The following is a 19,188-nucleotide window of genomic DNA, read 5'->3' as shown; positions in this document are numbered from 1 at the left end:
GTTTTAACCACCTCTTTGTATATGCTACATGTTGTAAAATAAATGCCCAGAAAAAACATAAATAAAATAGTGTTATTTTATTCTTGTTAGCGGTAAAAGTTTATTTAACACAAAAATTAATTTGTATTATAACAACAAACTAATGAAATTCTTAACAAAAAAAAGAGTAGTTCTATTTTTACTTTTTATTTTCCCTTTAATCTGTTTTTTACTCCTTTCTTTAGGTGAAAATAATTTCAAAAAATTACCCATTGTAAAGGCTAATATTATTGATGTATATGAGATTGACGCAACAAAAAGTACTCAATTAAAAGAGAATGTAACGATTGTTTGTTTTTTAGGAAATGATGTAAACTCGAACAGGTCTGGTCTTTTTAATTTAAATGAAAAGATTTATAAAAAGTTTATAGAGTATAAGCAGTTTCAAATCTTAGCAATTTATCCAAACGGAAAAGAAAAAGAAGTAGAGAATCTTAAACAAGAAATTGGTGCTTTTACGGATATGCAAAAATGGGTTTTTATGGCGAGTTCAAAAGAAGAAATAGAAATTTTTTATGCAAGTTTTTCGTATGATAAACCACTTGTTGATTTGGCCTCTTCGAATGCTTTTTTAATCGATAAAAAGGTTAATTTACGAGGGAGATTGAATGATGAAGACAGTAAGGATGGAAAACTTATTGGGTACAATATGAATTCAGTTTCTGTTTTAAATGGAAAGTTAAAAGATGATTTAAAAGTGCTTTATTATGAGTATTATGCGGCTTTTAAAGAGAGAAACGAGAATAAAGCGGATAGAAAAGAAGTAGGTTTATGAATAAAAAATATTCTTATATAGGTATTGCTTTTATCATATTGCTGTTTGGTATTTATACGGTTCCAAAGGTAGTAGATCGTTTTAAAAAAACTGATTTGCATACTTTTAATAAAGTACCAAACTTTGAATTTATCGATCAGGAGGGGCAAACGATCACGAATAAAACCTATGAAGGTAAGGTGTATGTTGTTGAGTTTTTCTTTTCTACGTGTCCGTCTATTTGTCCATTAATGAATCAAAAAATGTTAACGATTCAAGATTCATTTTTTGGAAATCCAGAATTCGGAATTGCTTCCATATCGATTACTCCAGAAATTGATACTCCAGATATTTTAAAGGAGTATGCGAAAAAAAATGGAATTACGCATAAAAATTGGCACTTATTAACGGGTAAATCAGAAGAAATTGTATATGCTTTATCAAATCAAGGTTTTAAATTATATGCAGGAAAAGGAGATGCAGATCATGCGGGCTTTGAACATTCAGGCTTATTTGCTTTGGTTGATAAAGAAGGTAATATCCGCTCTAGAAGAGACGAATTTGGAAATCCGATTATGTATTACAGGGCTTTACAAGAGCAAACATTTCCAGATCAAATAAAAGAATTAAAAGAAGATATTAAATTGTTGTTGAATGAATAAGCTAGCGCAAGAAAGAAAATATAAAAAAATTATTACCACTTTATCAATTATAATTCCAATTGCTGTGGCAGCTTTGTTTGGGGTTAATTTAAAGGATTTAGGTTTTAATGTGGAACCTCTTACTTTTTTACCTCCAATTTATGCCTCTATCAACGGGCTAACTGCGGTTCTTTTAATTGCTGCTGTAATCGCTATAAAAAAGGGAAACAAAAAATTACATGAACAATTAAACACTTTTGCAATTATTTGTTCTTTGCTTTTTTTGTTGATGTATATCGGATATCACATGACTTCTAATTCAACAGAATTTGGTGGTGAAGGAACCATTAAATACGTGTATTATTTTATTTTAATTACTCATATTATGCTGTCAATAATTATAATTCCTTTTGTATTATTAACTTACATGAGAGCTAAATTAGGTAACTTTGCAGCGCATAAAAAAATAGCGAAAATTACTTTTCCTATGTGGCTATATGTTGCTGTTACAGGTGTTGTGGTTTATCTAATGATTTCTCCTTACTATGTTTAAAAAAAGAATACTTAGTTGTTTTTTAGTGTTTGTTTTTACTATAAAATCATCTTACTCGCAGTGTGCCATGTGCAAAGCAGTTTTAGAGAGTGGCGATTCAGGTTTGGCTGAAGGTGTTAATAATGGAATTTCTTATTTAATGGTTTTTCCTTACTTATTAATTGGTGGCTTATTTTTTACTTTATATCGATACAAAAAAACCAAGCTAAAAATTAACAATCTAATAAGAGTAAATTTATGTAACATAATTTACTTTCGGTCGTCTTATTTATAATACTGCAATAATTTTCTTTTTAGACGGTATGTAAATATAAATCAATCAAAAATAAATACGTTTTGAAAATTAAACTTATTCTATTAGTAGCTCTTTTCATTTCTGTAGCTACCTTTTCGCAAAAAAAATGGACTCTAAAAGAGTGTGTCAACGAAGCTTTAAGAAAAAACATTTCTATACAACAAAACAGGCTGAGCCTTGAACTGGCTAAAAAAGATGTAGAAATAGCCAAAGGAAATTTTTTGCCAAATTTAAATGCAAATACTGGAGGTAATTTAAACTTCGGAACTGGTTTTGATCCTGTTTCTCAAAATAGAATAAACACAACATTTTTTGGGGGTTCTGTTAATGTTAGTTCGGGAATTACCGTCTTTAATGGATTTAGAAATACAAATACATTTAAACAAGCCCAATTAGGCGTTGAATCCGGTTTGTTAGATTTAAAGAAAATTGAAAATGATATCTCTTTATTTGTAGTAAATGGATATTTAAATATTCTTTTTGCAAAAGAAAATTTAAACGTAGCTGAAGTTCAATACCGAATAAGCAAAACACAAATTGAAGCAGCACAAAGTAGATTTAATTCAGGTGTAATTCCTAAAGGCGATTTATTAAACACCCAGTCTACTGCAGCTACAAATTTACAATCAGTAATTGAACAAGAAAATTCTTTAGATCTTGCATTGCTAAATTTAGCACAATTGTTACAAGTAAATGTTGCGGGATTTGATATCTCACCTATAAATGTTGGAGCACCTTCTGCAGATTTATTTTATAAAAATTCAACATCAGTTTATGATAAATCTTTACAAACCATGCCAGAAATTGCAAGGGCAAAATTAGCAATTGAGAATGCGGCTTTAGGAATTGAGATTACTAAATCTTCTTTTTTACCAACCGTTACAGCGTCTGTAGGATTATCTACAAACTACGGATTTAGTCTAAAGTTACCTGACGGATTTTCAAATACACCAATTATAGATCAATTTAATGATAACTTTGGATATGGATTGGGTTTTAATGTAAGTATCCCTATTTTTAATCGTTTTCAGACTAAAAATAGGGTAGCACAATCTGTGATCAACAAAGAAATTTTTGAAACAAGATTAGAGAGCGAAAAATTATCTTTAAAACAAACTATAGAGCAATCTTTTTTAGATGTTAAAACAGCTTTAAAATCTTACGAGGCAGCAACTATTTCTTTAGAAGCACAAAACGAAGCATTCAAAAATGCACAAGAACGTTATAATTTTGGTGCAATGACACAGTTTGATTTTGATCAAGTAAGAACGCGTTTGGTAAATGCCGAAGGAACATTAATACGTTCCAAATACGATTATGTTTTTAAAACAAAAGTATTACAATTTTATTCTGGAGATTTAGTTTTAGAATAACAATTATAAAAATATAGCATGTAAACCTCACTAATTTTAGTGAGGTTTTCTTTTTAATTTATCTTTGTAAAAATAGTATAGATTTTGAGTATAATTTTAAACATAGAAACAGCCACAAAAAATTGCTCTGTAAGCATTGCTGATAAAGGCAAGATTTTAGCAATTAAAGAATTAAATAATGGAAATTATTCTCATGCAGAAGTTTTACATCCATTTATTGTAGATATTTTAAGAGAAGCTAATATAACTTCAGATCTTATTGATGCTGTTGCCGTAAGTAAAGGGCCAGGTTCTTATACAGGTCTAAGAATTGGAGTTTCTGCTGCAAAAGGGCTCTGTTTTGCTTTTGATAAACCTTTAATTTCGCTTGATACTTTAACATCTCTATCGCATTCAATCGCTATTGATAATGGTTTTATTGTACCTATGATAGACGCACGGCGAATGGAGGTATATGCCGCTGTTTTTAATCAAAAAAATCAATTTATTAGAGAAATTAAAGCAGATATAATTGATGAAAGTTCCTTTTCTGAATATTTAAAAATCGGTAAAGTTTATTTTCTTGGCGATGGATCTCAGAAATGTAAAGAAACAATACTACATGAAAATGCTATTTTTGTGGATGATAAATTTCCATCAGCAAGAGAAATGGCACAATTGTCTTATGATAAATTCAAAATAAGCGACATGGAAAATGTCGCTTATTTTGAACCTTTTTATTTAAAAGATTTTGTTGTTATACCGGAAAAGAAAAAGAAACCTACCTTCTAATAATTTTTATTTGTTGATGTTTACTCTGTGCGGATATGGAATATCAATTCCTGCAGCGTCTAATGCTTCTTTTACTTGTTCCGTAACATCAAACTTTACAGTCCAATAGTCTTCCTTTTTAACCCAGCCACGCGTAAATAAATTAATAGAACTATCTTCCTAATTCTGATAAAATTACGCCAATAGCAGGCTCTTTTAAAACTAACGGATGAGAATTGAGGATCCCAAAAAGAATCTCTTTTGTCTTTTTGATATCAGAAGCATAGCCAACACCAAAAGTAAAATCTACGCGACGTGTTGCTTTCGTGCTATAATTAACAATATTGCCATTAGAAAGAGCTCCATTAGGAATTATAATCTCTTTATTGTCTGTTGTATTTAGTTTCGTAGTAAATATTTCAATTTCTTTGACAGTACCACTTTGACCTTGTGCTTCTATAAAGTCGCCAATTTTAATAGGTTTAAAAATTATGATTAGAACACCACCAGTAAAATTAGCAAGAGAACCTTGTAAGGCCAAGCCAATTGCTAAACCACCGGCAGCTATAATTGCAGCAAAAGAAGTTGTAGTAATTCCTAGTTGAGAAATTACAGTAATAAATAATAGTATTTTTAAAATCCAACTTCCAAGATTTCCTAGAAATTTTTGAAGTTTAAGATCTACACCCTTGTTTGCCATTATCCTTTTTGATGAACTTATGACAATACCAATTAGAAATAAACCAACGACTAAGATAAAGATTGCTACAATTACACTTGGTATATATTCTAATAATGAATCCTTTAAATCGGCTATATATTTCTCCATTTTATAAATTTTAATCAGTAAAAATAATAGAATATTTAAAATTGTCTAAATTTACGAAGTTAGATTTTTTTATAAAATTAATATTTCGAAAATAGCTATGATGGCAAGAATTGATTGAATGTATAAAATAAACTTATTTTTTGCAGAATATGCTCCGTATATTTCTGTAGCAAAGGCACAAACTAGTACTTAGGTGGTAATATCTGATTTTTGTGTTTTGATAGATCAAAATAAATCTGCAGCTAAAAAATCATCATATAAACCTTAAGTTTGCGACTAGAACTTTAATTTCTTCAGCGATCTCTGTGCTTTTTAAACCAAATTCTTAGATACCTTTTGGGTGGTTAGACCAATATTTATTGCCATAAATTATATAGATGGAGGAGGACAATAAAGCCAATAAGTAGTATTTGTGTAATTTCCATAGTGTAGGCTTGAAATAAATTATTGAATAAAAGAGATCAAAGCCAATTAATAATATTTTGGTTTACATTCTTACTTAAACTTAAAAGTACTATGAATAGAAATATTTCATTTTCTATTAGAAATCCGTTTTGTGATTTTACATAATTGGATTTTATCTTTCGTATTAAAATAAAATCTGTTAAGGTGGTTAGAACTTTGTAAAAGGAACTAAGTTTGGATTACCTTTTAACGGATATTAAAAATTTATTGAAATAAGCTGCAACTATTTTTTTGATTTAATTGGCGGATATTAACTTTATATGTTAAATTAATGTTACCAAATTGTTTGGAAATTGTAATAAATGTGTTATATTTGTAAAAGTAATGTTAACTCTAAAATTAAATCTTTATGAAAAATATAATCACAATCTGTATGCTTAGTATAGCAGCAATAGGATATACTCAAGAAAAACAACCTACTTTTAAAGCAGAAGGAGATTTAGTAAAAGCTACTTACTATTATGAAGATGGATCTGTGAAAACAGAAGGTTATTTTAAGGATAAAAAATTACTGGCGAATGGATTCGTTTTGATAAAGATGGAACTAAAACAGAAATAGCTTTTTATAAGAGTGGTAAAAAAGTAGGAAAGTGGTTTATATGGTCGAAAGATTCTTTAAAAGAAATAAATTATGAAAATAATTCGATTGCATCTGTTAAAGATTGGAGAGCAGAAACTAGTGTTGCCTATGGTAACGAGTAAGTAAAGTTATAGAATATTTATAAAAAGGCTCATTAAAATTTTTAATTTTAATGAGCCTTTTTATTTGCTAGAATTTACGTTTTAACTATTTAATCAAAGTTTAACTTTTTAGTTCCTCTGGGTGAATCTTTACTTAGATTGAAAATGTTGGTGTTGATCTTTTACAGAATTATTAAAATAGTATGAGGAGTAGCTATCGTTTAAAAGTATTGTTTTTAGAAATCATAAGATTCCCGATAGATAGACATGATTTTATATGAAAATAAAGAGCGTAGACTTAATTTTTTAGAAGAAATTTGGATAAAGAGAGACTTCTTTTAAACGGTTAGATTGTTCTTGATACAGAGATAGTTTTTATGATAACTCATAATGAATGCAGATTAGAATTTAAATAGACTTTTGATAATTAATATATTTATAAACCATTTGTAATAATTCCATTTAAAACTCTAGTTGACTTTATTATTACCTAGAATCAAGTCCTGTTGAGCTAAACGTTATCTTAATATTATTAGCATCTATAAAGTTAAAGCTACTCATAAAAAAGAGGAGTTACTTGTTTATAAAGCAAAGAAAAAGGCGTCTAGAAATAATTTCTAGACGCCTTTTTCTTTGTGTTTTCTTTTACTCTACAATTAAAGTAAACGGAATACTATATTTTACGCCTACTGGTTTTCCTCTTTGTCTACCAGGTTTCATCTTTGGTAATTGTTTCATCACCTTTATTACCTCATCTTCAATTTTTGGATGTGGCCCTCTAGCCTGTACGTTTACAATATTACCATTTTTATCAATTTTAAATCCGATAAATACTCTTTTTCTACCTGAAGATAAACCTAATTCATTCGGTAATTCAGCATCAAATTTTCTAGAGAAATGCTTCTGCACCATTTGGCTAAAACAATCTTTTAATTCATCTTTACTTCCTTTACAACCTGGGAAAACAGGTACATCTTCTATGATCATGAAACTAACGTCCTCTATAACTTCTTCACCCTCGTCAATTTCTACGATTTCTGTAATTTTTACAGCTTTCGTTTCATCCGTTTCGGTAGTTTCTATTACAGTTTCGATAACTTCTTTTTCATCCTTAACAACCTCAATTATCTCTGGTGCCGGTGCCGGTGGAGTAGCTGGTTTTACAGGTTCTACTCTTTCAGTAATCGGAATATCTTCTTCCATTTCTGCATTCATATTAACAGTACCTAAGTCACCATAGGATTTGTCATATGTTTTCTGTTCTATAGCAGCGTAAGCAACAAAAAGGGCTAAAACAAGACCAATTTGCATAAAAATTTTGCTGAAATTTTCTAAATTCGATTTAGGATTTTTCTTAATTTCCATTCTTAAAAAGTTTTTAATAGGTTGCTAATTTAATTAAATTATTGTGTAAAATACAAGTCTTATCGTTAATTAATCTGTTTTTTTTTAACAAATAGATTAAAAATCAATAAAGCCAATAGAACTCCGCATGAATTTGCAAAAGCATCTACATAATCTCCTGTTCTGTAACTTGTTAATCTACTCTGTAGTACCTCAATTATTATGCCGAAAATAATACAGCAAATTACAATGAAATATTTTTTTCTGGTTTTCTGTAATAAGCAAATAACCAGGAGATTCCTAAAGCAAAATATGCAATACTATGATACGCTTTATCAATATTAATAATGTTTATCTTAGAACTAGGTAATTTTAGAAGACTTAAAACAACAATAGTGATACTAATGATTAATGCAATTATAAAAATACTACCCTTTAACAAGTTTTTGATACGCTTCAGCATTTAGTAATTTTTCAATTTGGGAGTTATCAGAAATTTCTATTTTTATCATCCAGCCTTTGCCATAAGGATCTGTATTTACTAATTCTGGGGCATCTTCTAATGTTTCATTAAAGGCAATAACTTCACCAGACAAAGGCATAAATAAATCTGAAACTGTTTTTACGGCTTCTACAGACCCAAAAACGTCTCCTTCCCCTACGGTGTCGTCTAAACTATCAACATCTACATAAACAATATCTCCTAATTCTCCTTGAGCAAAGTCTGTAATTCCTACAGTTGCAATGTTTCCTTCAATTTGAATCCACTCATGATCTTTGGTGTATTTTAATTCAGCTGGAATATTCATTTTATTTTAATTTTATTGATTTATTTTTAATTTCCTCCTAAGTTGTAAACTATGTTAAACCCACCATTAATTGCCTGTCTAGGAAAAGTGGTAGAAATAGCATATTTAGATGTTTGATGATTGTAATAGAACGATGCGGTTAAATTACTATTCAATCTATAATCTGCGGTAAATTTAATCGAAAATAATTTCTGACCACCACTAATTTGATCATTATCTTCATCTACATATCTAATTTGTGTTAAATTGTCTCGTAAAGAAACATCTGCTCTAAAATTTATATCACCTTTTAAGGTTGTTTTTTTACCAGTAAAACGGGTATTCATTTTAACATCTTTAAGTACATATCCAAAACCAAAAATATATTCGGTGCCTGCAATATCGGTTAAGGTACTATTGTTAAAATTCATGGTTAAAGTTCTGTCTTTTTTGATTTCTCCTCTTAAAGAAAAGGAGTTTTTCATTTTCATATCCAATTTTATTAGGGGAGAAAATTCGTCAACCAAAGTAGCTGCCGCAACTAATCTTTGCGATTCGTAATTACCCGCGGTATTTGTTTCTGTATACGCGGTTGCATCAGTATACTGCAAGTTATTTGTAAAACTAGAAATAGTATAAGACGATCTATAACCATGCGAAACTACAAATGTTGCAAAATTCTTCTTAAACCAATCAAATTTCATTAATCCGTTATAGCGTAAAGTCCAGTTTGGTATTGGTATGTTTCTAAATAAACTTGTATTTATTTTAGTAGGACTTTTTCCGGAATAAGCAGCCATAAATGAAGGTAATAAAACTTGTTGACTGTTTGCACCAAAACCAGCAATTGGTGCGCCAGTTTCGGCAGCTAATCGATCAGAAATAATACTTCTATAATCTTTCATTTTCTGAAACAAAGCATCTCCATTTGTAAATACTGTTGAAAGCATAGAGTGACTTGTACTGAAATTTCCTGTTTCAAAAGCAGGTGTTTCTTCAAAAACATTTTTACCTTCTATTAAATCTATTTGTTGAGAAATATCTGAAGTATTAATTTTATTACCAATTACATCTATATTTAAATCTTCAATTGGTTTAAGTGTTAAGGTATAATCTAATTTATTATAATGTGTTCTGCTAAAAGTTTTATTAAAATACTCGCCACCATCAGCTCTTGTAACTAACCAGCCATTTTCTAAAGCTTTGTTTCTAATATCAACTTGGCTACCAAAAGCGAATGAGGTTGGTGCGCCACCAAAAAAACCAATATCTTCTTTATAACCTTGCAAGTATTGTCCGTTATTTTCGGCATAACTTATTTTACCTTGTTTAACGGAAGTAACAATATCCCAAGTTGTTTTTAAAATTTTCTTACCAACAGGCAATTTTTTGTCAGGTTTTATTCTTGCGGTATTTTTATCTTTTGCGTTTTTACGCTGCACTTTTGTAAGTAACAATTTTTCAAAACCTACTTTTTTGTAGAGTTTATCAAAAGTAAAGGTGGTGTTTATATTATGCGTATTCGCATTCTGAATTACATTTCCAATTTGTTCTACAACTGTTTCATCTTGGGATGAAACTTGCCAATCAAAATCTGCTGTATATGCATAATCTGCTTTCATAAAGCTTAAAAAAGGAAACTTTTCTAAAGGTAAATTATAGGTTGTATTTAATTTTTGATGATAATGGTTTGGTCTTCCTGTATTGAAGAAATCGTCAAAAATTTGTAAATCTTCTCCGTTTCCAAACGCATCATACATGTAACTATTGGTGGCATTAAAGTTTAATTGTAAAGATTTTGTTAAATCGAAACCAATAGCATAATCCCAATCGAATAAAAATCTACGTTGTTTTAATTCTGGCTGAGCAGATAAACCTTCAACTAAATTTCTAGATTGTTGTTCATTATAACTTCTATTAATTCGAGAGTTTACAGCTAATGTTTGCGGAACAGGATTAAAGTTTAAATCTTTGATAAATTTCCAATAGTTACTTTTAAAACTTTCCGAGTTTTTAAAGAGTTCAATAGATTTTGAGTTAAAGTTGAAATTATAACCTGCAACTGCACTAACATTTTCGCTAATATATTTTTCTATATTATAATCTCTATGAAATTCTGTGTTATGAGAATATGAAACGGCTAAGTTTTCTACATCATAAAACTTAGATTTTTTGGTAGAATTAGGATTTCTATTCTTTTTAACATTGATAAAACTAATGCTTGTTCTTTTGGTATAATCCTGAGAATTATTGATGTTTTCTAGCGCCTTTTCTTTAGCAGTTCCCGCGGGCAGGTTTTCAAGAAAAACTTTTGCATCTGTATATTGTACATCTTGGTATTGAGGATCGAACTTTGGATCAATAAATTTTTCTCCAATACTATAACTCATAGGCAGTTGAATTCCCCATTTTTGCGGAGTTAAAACTTTGCCTAAATTTATGGTGGTTGCCACATCGTATTCTTTGGTTTCATCTAGGCTACGCTGGTTTACTCTGTCTTGTACATTACCAAAACCAATTGTTCTTACACTTCCGGAAAGCGATACGTTTGCAACATCCGCAAAATTAGCATCCGCACTCATAACAGCAGCCCAACCAGCCTTATTATCAAAACCAGATGAACGCAATTCATTAAACCAAACCTCACCGCTTTTAGCTACAACACCGTTGTTTTTTAAACCAAGCATTATAGTTCTTAATTGCGCTAAAGTTGGGTTCCCTTTTACACTAATTTTGTAAGGTAAACCTTCAGTTTGAGAAGTAGAAGTATACAGTACATTTATGGCGGCACCAATACCATCTCTTTCTAGTTTTACGCGACCAAAAGTTTCTATTAAAGCATCTAAGTTGTTTGCTTCTGGCCAAATATCAAACTGTCCATTACCACCAGAACTTACCGTTAAGGGTACTTCTATTTCATAATAGTTGTCATTTAAATCTGTACCTAATCTTATTACACCATTAAAACCTGGATCACCTTGTAAATGCATAAACATTTTAAGATTTTTAAAACGTCTTAAATCTACACTCATGTTTTTATAGATAGCTCTTGTTGTATTTGGTTCTAAATTAGTTACTTTTAAAGTTACAGATTGTTCATTTTGCAATTGCACAGTAGTACTACCTTGCAAACGTTCTCTTTCAATTCCAGGCGGCTGAACATAGCTGCCATTATTTTGCTCAATACTTACAACACCAACTTCAAAACCTTCTAATTCTGATTGCGTTAGTTCTCTATCAGGATTTATTGTTGGATCGATCGTTCTGGCATAACGTCTCCAATCTCCACGAACCAAATCTAATTCGCCAAAACGAACTACAATCGGAATTTTAAAATTAGTTAAAAACATTCTTACAAAACGGATGCTATTAAAATCAGAAATTCCCCCTACAGAAGTTCCATTTCTAATGGGTACTCTAAATTGATACCATTTTGTTTGCTGTGTATTTCCGTTTTCTAAAGTTACAGAAGTTGTTTTTTCATCAACAATATAATTTCTACCTTTTACTAAATTAGCCTGATTCATAGAAATTTTATACTCATAATAACTCTCAACAGTATTCATTGTTTGATCTCTGTTGATGTCTTCTACATCTGGATATGTTGTAGAGGATATTGGGTATGTTTCTGGCGATTGATTTAACGTTGGCGAATTCCCTTGTGTATTATTATAGTCTTTATATCTTTTAAGTACGGATGCATCAATTGCATCTAAATCTGCACCTCTAAAAAATTTAAAGTTATCAGAAGCGATATCATTTGGGTTTAGACGATTAAAATTAATATTTAGATTTAATGAGTCTGATAATTTCTGTAAATGTTGTTGTTCTTCAAAATCATTTAAACCATCAAAACCTAAATCTTGATTCGTTCTTGGAGCATCTTCTTCGTTAAACGCATAAATGATCGATGGATTTCTTGGCACATCGCCCCAGATTGTACTATTTACATTTGATCCGTTAACTTTAAAACCATCTTCTGGTAAACCGTTTTCGAACATTTTACGATTATCCTTTACGATGTCTTCAGAAATGTTTCCTAAATTAATATATAAATCTCCAACTTGATTATTTAAATTAGTAGGATTTATATTTTCAGGCAAACCTTCTGCAGTTGTAATAGAATAATTTTGATAAGGATCCATGATCCAAAACTGAATAAATTCAACATTGGCTTGGTCAAAGTTATTTGTGTTTAAAGGGCGCATAACTCCACCCCAGTTTTCATTCGGTCTTTTAAAAGTCCCGTCAGTATTAACGTCGTTCTCTAATGTATTAAAATTATAAGAACCTCTTTCTTGCGGAAAATAAGCTAAATCTAAAGTTCTTACCAAAGAATTTTGCGTAATATCTAATTGCACATTTGGGAATAATTCTCTATAATTAATCTGTCTTGTTTCGGCTCTAGATAATTCGTCAGCATCAATACTTGCTGGCGTTTGGCCTATTCCATAAAAAATTTGATCAATACTATACCAGGCTAATTTTCCTCTTTTATAATTGTATGATAAATCGCTACTTTTTCCATTAAAAGTATCATTTGCGTCGTTTCTAGGTGTGCTTGCTTCATACCAATCTAAAGGCGATAATAAACTTATAGGTATTTGAGATGCTTCAAAATCATCTATATAAGAAGTCGCAGCGCCCGCAACATCAATTCCACTTGGAGTTCCTGGCAATAAATAAGCCATATCTGCTCTCACAGAAAAATTAGACGGAACATCAGTATCCACAAATGGCAACTTATTTACCATTTTTGTAAAATAAGGAACCTCTGAAGAATAATCGATATTAAAACCTAACATGGTATTATCTATGGGCTCAGCGCCAAAATTCACTTTAGGTGTTAATGGTCTTTCATTAATATTTAAAATTGTTGCTCCAACAACAAAATCATCAGAAAATGTATGCTCAATATCTACACCCATAAAGGTTTTTCTTTGCTGATTAAATACGGCATTATTTTCTGTAGATACATTTATGGGAGTTCCAGAAGCTTGTAAACCGGGATCTATAATTTGTACACGTCCTAATTGATAATCTACAACAAAATCGATCCCTTCTACTAATTGTTTTCCTCCTGCAGTAACTTTTACAGAACCTCTAGGCACGTTGAAAGCATTAATAGAAATTCCTCCAGAATTTTCTGATTTAAAATATCCTTTCAAGAAATATTTATCTTTATTCTGAAAGTTATTTTGAATATGGATTTTGGTGTTTAAATACAGCTCTTTAAATAAGTACGTTTCATCTGCTGTATTTGTTAATTTATCTGCTAAATCATTTCCAAAAGGCTCTGGATTCGGGAAAATAACATATCCGTTTTGTGAGTTAACGGTTATTCCTTCTACATAGTCAAAGAAACCATCCGCAGTTCTAAACTGACTTTGGTCTAGTTGATCTAAGCTTAAAACCTGAATTAAAGGCGTGTTTGCAATATCTGTAGTTTGTGCATTTTGCAACACATTGGATGGTATGCCTGTTGCATCGTCTCTATATTGAATTTCAAAACGAAAACCGTCTTGTGTTAAGGGATAAGCACCTAAAGCATAGATGTTTTTCATCATTAAACGCCACGTAGGGAAAGATTCTTCACCACCATTTGCAGCATCTCTTTTAGTGGTTAATATTTCACTTCGTAATAATTTTACTGCTAAATTTTGTGGTGCTTGAATTCCATCATTCGAAAATTCACCTACTTTAAAAGATTTTTTTGTACTTCCGGTTACACTTCCTGCAACCGTATATTCGTAGGCAACAGCTAAAACTTCACCATCGTTTAATCTTCTATTTAAAGAAATATATCCTAATTGCGAATTTAATGTGAACTCATTTGTACTTAATCTTCTTGCATTTTCAAGGATAGAAAAATCGGTTCCTTGTTCCATTTGAAATGAACCAGTTAAAGTGTTGTCAACTGCAGAAACATCTCTAATTCCGAATAAAATAGATGGGTCATAAATATTGTTAGCATTGTTTTGAGGCAGATTTAATACTTGACCGTTTGTACTAATACTTACAGGATTCGTGTTTATCACAGTTCCCTTATCATCCACTAAATTTTTATAAGTAGAATTTACATTATTAGATTCTCCAATATCTGCAAGCGCAACAATACTTCTAAAACCTTCTGTGCTGGCGTTTCTGTTAGTTACCCAAACTTCAATTCTTGTAATATTAACTTGACTACTTATTAATGGGTAGTTTTTTAGAGAATTTGAATAATTATCGATAAAAAATTGTGATAAGAAAAAGTGCCTGTCCGTATCGTAGTCTGTTGTTCTTAGCTCAAAAGGTTGAATGGATGCACCTGCTTGTGCAACTATCGTTTTGCTTTCAGAATTTTGCTGAGAGAAAACGGCGGTAATGTTTGTGTTTCCAAATTTTAATTTTGTTTTAACACCAAATAAACTTTGAGCACCATTTATTAAAGAGTTTTTAATGGGCATTTCAACATTACCAGCTTCTATTCCTTGCAAAATTGCATCTTCTGAGTAATTTACATCACTTAATGATGGAGGTATAAACTCTACTCTTACTAAATTTTGAAAATCGAATGTAGATTGTGTATCATAATTTGCGGTAAATGTTAAGCGTTCTCCTACTTGGGCTCTAATACTTACATTAATTTGCTGATCAAAATCAAAGGTAAAACTACTTCTGTTTTCTTCTGATATTTGAGGGTTTTCTGTATTCTGATAAATAAAACCAAGTTTTAAATTTAAACTTCCAGTTGGTGTAAATTTTACAGTATTTCCACCAAAAATAGTTTCAAAGAACTTAGAATTTATGTAATAAGAGGGCAATAAATCTTTTTGTGCATCTAAAGAGCCTTTCTTTTTACCATTTGTTGCACTTACTTTATCTTTAAAGTATTGCAACATATCTCGCTTTAAACGATATTGTTGATACTCTTTTTGTGTTAAAAATATAGGTATTTTTGTATAATAATCACCAATTTTCTCAACGATTACGTATCTGTTTAACTCTTTATCAAAAATGACTTCCTTTTCTGCTAAATCATCTAAAAAAAGGCTTCCGCTTTGCGTGTGATTAAAATTGTATTTTAATTCTAAAGTGTCTTTTTTCACCTCAGTAGAATCTTTACCTTGGGTGCTTTGAGCATAAGTAGACGCCTTTACTGCGAAAGTAAAAAGTACTAATAAAAGTATTTTTTTTAATGATTTAACCAAATTACTATAAGTTTTTTAAAGCTAATTTTATGATTTTTTCTACAGAAGCATCTGGGTTTTCTTTTAAAACAGCGGTAATAATTTTATCAGATTGTTTTCTTTGAAACCCTAAAACCTCTAAAGCAGATAACGCTTCATCCCTATTCGTATTGCTCGTTCTCACAGAAATTTCATCAATATTAAACGTTTTTAAAATTTTATCTTTTAAATCTACAATGACTCTTTGTGCAGTTTTTATGCCAATCCCTTTTACAGATTGAATTAATGGTACATTTTCTGATGCAATTGCATTCTGTATTTCTTCGGATGTCATAGAAGAAAGCATTGTTCTTGCAATGCTTGGACCAACCCCAGAAACAGAAATTAATAATTTAAAAATTTCTCTTTCTGTTTTATTGATAAACCCAAAAAGTGTGTGGGCATCTTCTCTTATTGATAAATGCGTATATAAAACCACATTTTCATCCGAAGGTAAACTAGAAAAAGTATTTAAAGAAATATGTAATAAATACCCAACACCATTGCAATCTACAACAACTTCTGTTGGACTTTTTTCCACTAATCTTCCTCTAACTTGTGTAATCATAACTTATTTTTCTGGGCTAAAGTAATAATTTATTTTAGGTTTGTTGTATTCAGCTATATAAATGACAGAAAAAAGGTGCTAAAAAAGGAGCAAATAGAATAGGGAATAGAAAAGACAATAGAAAAAGAGAATAGAGTAGGAGTCGTTTTTCTACTCTCTACTCTTTAGTATTGTTTTTTACCTCTAGAATCTATACTCTTTGATTTTGTCTTTAGAATCTATCCTCTACAAATTATTTATTCTTTTCTCTTTGTTGGGCATCTACACAAGCTAAGGCTGCCATATTTACCATTTCGTCGACACTAGACCCTAATTGTAAAATGTGTACCGCTTTACTTAATCCTAAAATCATCGGACCAATAGATTCAGCTCCTTGCACTTGTTTTAATAGTTTATACGTAATGTTTGCAGATTCTAAATTAGGAAAAATTAATACATTTACTTTTTTACCATTTAATTTAGAAAAAGGAAATTCTTTTGCTAATAACTCTGCGTTAAGCGCAAAATCTGCTTGCAATTCTCCGTCTACAACTAAATTAGGATAATGTTTATGCATAAAAGCAACTGCCTCTCTAATTTTTTTGGATGTTTCTGTATTTGAAGAACCAAAATTAGAAAAAGACAACATAGCAACATTTGGTTTCATACCAAACATTTTGACCAAACCTGAAGCCATTTGAGTTGTATTTATCATGTCTTTAGCCGAAGGATTTATATTGATTGTGGTATCTGCTAAAAATAAAGGACCTTGTTTTGTTAACATTAAGTTACAAGCGGCTATTTTAGAAACTCCTTTGTCTTTTTCAATAAGTTCTAAAATTGGTTTAACCACACTTGGATAAGGTCTCGAATACCCAGTTATTAAAGCATCCGCTTCATTTTCATTTACCATCATTGCAGCAAAATAAGTACGCTCGCGCATTAATTTTGTTGCTTCCGATAAAGTTCTTCCTTTACGTTGTCTGTTTTTCCAATACGCTTCTCCAAAACGTTTTCTACGTTCTTCTTCTTCGTCTGTTTTTGGATCAAAAATTGGCACATCATCAGTAAAACCAATTTCTTCTTTTAGTTCTAAAATCGACTCTTTTCGGCCTAATAAAATAACTTTTCCAAGTCTTTCTTCATGCACTCTTTGAGCAGCTTTTAAAACATCTAGATGATCTGCTTCTGCAAAAACAATTCGTTTTAAATTGCTTTTAGCGCGGTTATGAATCATTCTAATTTCTTTGCTTCCAGAACCAGCTCTTTCCATTAATTCCTCGCGGTATTTTTCCCAATCTGTAATTGGCTCTAGCGCAACTCCGGAATCCATTGCTGCTTTTGCAATTGCTGGCGGAATTTCATAAATTAATCTTGGATCAAATGGCTTCGGAATGATGTATTCTCTACCAAACGACAAGCTAACTTCATCATATACAATATTTACTTTTTCTGGCACAGATCTTTTTGCCAAATCTGCTAAAGCATGCACGGCAGCCATTTTCATTTCTTCGTTAATCTTCGTAGCTCTAACATCTAGTGCACCTCTAAAAATAAACGGAAAACCTAATACATTATTTACTTGATTAGGATGATCAGATCTTCCTGTTGCCATAATAATGTCTTTTCTTGTTTTAATAGCTAAATCGTAGTCTATTTCGGCAACAGGATTCGCCATAGCAAATACAATTGGGTCTTTTGCCATTGATAACAACATTTCTGGAGAAACCACATTTCCTTTAGATAAACCAATAAAAACATCTGCATTTTGCATAGCATCTTCAAGCGAGTCTAAATCTTGATCTGTTGCAAATTCTGCTTTTTGAGAAGTTAAATTATCTCTATCTTTTCTGATAACACCTTTGCTATCGCACATTACAATGTTTTCTAATATTGCACCTAATTTTACATACAAACGGGTACAGGAAATTGCAGCTGCACCTGCCCCATTTACTACTATTTTTACCTTAGAAATATCTTTATTGGCAATTTCAATAGCGTTTTTTAAAGCAGCCCCAGAAATTATAGCCGTTCCGTGTTGATCGTCATGCATTACAGGAATATTCAATTCCTCTATTAATCTTCTTTCTATTTCAAAAGCTTCAGGAGCCTTGATATCTTCTAAATTAATTCCGCCAAAAGTAGGCGCAATCGCTTTTACAATTTCCACAAATTTATCAACATCCGTGGCATCAACTTCAATATCAAAAACATCAATATCAGCAAAGATTTTAAAAAGCAATCCTTTTCCTTCCATTACTGGTTTTGATGCTTCTGGGCCAATATCTCCCAAGCCTAAAACAGCGGTTCCGTTAGTAATTACAGCCACTAAATTTCCCTTAGAGGTATATTTGTAAACGTTTTCTCTATCTTTTGCTATTTCTAAACAAGGCTCTGCAACGCCAGGTGAATACGCAAGTGCTAAATCATGTTGAGTAGCGTATTTTTTAGTTGGTACAACTTCAATTTTTCCAGGTTTTGGTTTTGCATGGTATAATAACGCCTCATGTCTTTTTCTAGAATCGCTCATAAAATATTTGTTTCCTTATTTATAACTTACAAATATATGCTTTTCAGCGACGGAGAAAATTATTATTTGCTTCTTTTAAAGAGTTTTGTCTATAAAACAGGGGTTTAAAAGTTTAATTCTTTTGTGATATTATTTTCAGAATATCTAATATTAAAATAATAAGTTGTTAAATTGACTTCAAGTTGTGCAAAAGAATCATTATTTGTCCAACTAATATTTAATTCGTTTTTTTCGGATTCTTGAATGCTAATAGTGCCAGAAAATGCTTTTAGGGTATTTCTTAAACGCATTAATTTAAGCTGATTTTTTAAAAGATAGTTAAAGTGATATAAGTACCTAAAAGTAATTTCATACAATCTTTATTTTTCTTAGAGCGTCTTAAGATTAA

Annotated in this window: 14 protein-coding genes and 1 pseudogene; 7 read left to right on the top strand and 8 right to left on the bottom strand. The window is 30.8% G+C overall.

What is annotated here, in order from left to right; translation table 11 throughout:
- The first annotated feature begins 142 nt into the window (after positions 1 to 142).
- From BST83_RS14230 to tsaB, 6 genes are all read left to right on the top strand, one after another.
- The gene (locus tag BST83_RS14230; protein ID WP_104810364.1) at positions 143 to 814 is read left to right on the top strand and encodes a hypothetical protein; all 672 of its coding nucleotides are present in this window, start codon (positions 143 to 145) and stop codon (positions 812 to 814) included.
- Positions 811 to 1,455 carry an SCO family protein gene (locus tag BST83_RS14225; RefSeq protein ID WP_104810363.1) on the top strand — a complete coding sequence of 215 codons (645 nt, stop codon included), beginning with the start codon at positions 811 to 813 and terminating at the stop codon, positions 1,453 to 1,455. Before BST83_RS14230 ends, BST83_RS14225 begins: the two co-directional genes overlap by 4 nt.
- Complete coding sequence (locus BST83_RS14220; protein ID WP_104810362.1) at positions 1,448 to 1,987, top strand: DUF420 domain-containing protein; 540 nt, start codon at positions 1,448 to 1,450, stop codon at positions 1,985 to 1,987. Before BST83_RS14225 ends, BST83_RS14220 begins: the two co-directional genes overlap by 8 nt.
- Positions 1,980 to 2,261, top strand: a complete 282-nt coding sequence (locus tag BST83_RS20785; protein WP_104810361.1) for a hypothetical protein — start codon at positions 1,980 to 1,982, stop codon at positions 2,259 to 2,261. Before BST83_RS14220 ends, BST83_RS20785 begins: the two co-directional genes overlap by 8 nt.
- Before the next feature lie 62 nt (positions 2,262 to 2,323).
- Positions 2,324 to 3,655 carry a TolC family protein gene (locus BST83_RS14210; protein WP_104810360.1) on the top strand — a complete coding sequence of 444 codons (1,332 nt, stop codon included), beginning with the start codon at positions 2,324 to 2,326 and terminating at the stop codon, positions 3,653 to 3,655.
- Positions 3,656 to 3,739: 84 nt separating this feature from the next.
- Positions 3,740 to 4,426, top strand: coding sequence for a tRNA (adenosine(37)-N6)-threonylcarbamoyltransferase complex dimerization subunit type 1 TsaB (tsaB, locus tag BST83_RS14205; protein WP_104810359.1), 687 nt, complete (start codon positions 3,740 to 3,742; stop codon positions 4,424 to 4,426).
- 6 nt (positions 4,427 to 4,432) lie between these two features.
- Here the strand turns inward: tsaB and BST83_RS14200 are convergent.
- Positions 4,433 to 5,234, bottom strand: a pseudogene (locus BST83_RS14200) (mechanosensitive ion channel family protein).
- 838 nt (positions 5,235 to 6,072) lie between these two features.
- Between BST83_RS14200 and BST83_RS20780 the strand changes: the two are divergent.
- The gene (locus BST83_RS20780; protein ID WP_240614767.1) at positions 6,073 to 6,258 is read left to right on the top strand and encodes a hypothetical protein; all 186 of its coding nucleotides are present in this window, start codon (positions 6,073 to 6,075) and stop codon (positions 6,256 to 6,258) included.
- A 767-nt stretch (positions 6,259 to 7,025) separates the two neighbouring features.
- Here BST83_RS20780 and BST83_RS14190 read toward each other — a convergent pair.
- From BST83_RS14190 to BST83_RS14160, 7 genes are all read right to left on the bottom strand, one after another.
- Positions 7,026 to 7,745 carry an energy transducer TonB gene (locus tag BST83_RS14190; protein WP_104810358.1) on the bottom strand — a complete coding sequence of 240 codons (720 nt, stop codon included), beginning with the start codon at positions 7,743 to 7,745 and terminating at the stop codon, positions 7,026 to 7,028.
- 65 nt (positions 7,746 to 7,810) lie between these two features.
- A complete protein-coding gene (locus tag BST83_RS20775) occupies positions 7,811 to 7,960 on the bottom strand; it encodes a VanZ family protein (RefSeq protein WP_240614836.1) in 150 nt (49 codons plus the stop codon).
- Positions 7,961 to 8,152: 192 nt separating this feature from the next.
- Complete coding sequence (gene gcvH / locus BST83_RS14180; RefSeq protein ID WP_104810357.1) at positions 8,153 to 8,533, bottom strand: glycine cleavage system protein GcvH; 381 nt, start codon at positions 8,531 to 8,533, stop codon at positions 8,153 to 8,155.
- Positions 8,534 to 8,559: 26 nt separating this feature from the next.
- On the bottom strand, positions 8,560 to 15,705 hold the full coding sequence (gene sov / locus BST83_RS14175; RefSeq protein ID WP_104810356.1) for a T9SS outer membrane translocon Sov/SprA: 7,146 nt from the start codon (positions 15,703 to 15,705) through the stop codon (positions 8,560 to 8,562).
- Positions 15,706 to 15,709: 4 nt separating this feature from the next.
- Positions 15,710 to 16,291 (bottom strand): Holliday junction branch migration protein RuvA, encoded by a 582-nt coding sequence (ruvA, locus tag BST83_RS14170; RefSeq protein ID WP_104810355.1) that lies wholly within the window; start codon positions 16,289 to 16,291, stop codon positions 15,710 to 15,712.
- Positions 16,292 to 16,523: 232 nt separating this feature from the next.
- Entirely contained in the window at positions 16,524 to 18,800 is a 2,277-nt protein-coding gene (locus BST83_RS14165; RefSeq protein WP_104810354.1) for an NADP-dependent malic enzyme, read from the bottom strand.
- Between the two features lie 104 nt (positions 18,801 to 18,904).
- Positions 18,905 to 19,090 (bottom strand): hypothetical protein, encoded by a 186-nt coding sequence (locus BST83_RS14160; RefSeq protein WP_104810353.1) that lies wholly within the window; start codon positions 19,088 to 19,090, stop codon positions 18,905 to 18,907.
- Between the last annotated feature and the right edge of the window lie 98 nt (positions 19,091 to 19,188).

The sequence above is a fragment of the Polaribacter filamentus genome, from assembly GCF_002943715.1.
Taxonomy (GTDB): domain Bacteria; phylum Bacteroidota; class Bacteroidia; order Flavobacteriales; family Flavobacteriaceae; genus Polaribacter; species Polaribacter filamentus.
The sequence above is the reverse complement of the archived record's forward strand: the minus strand, read 5'-3'. Positions and strand labels throughout refer to the sequence as shown.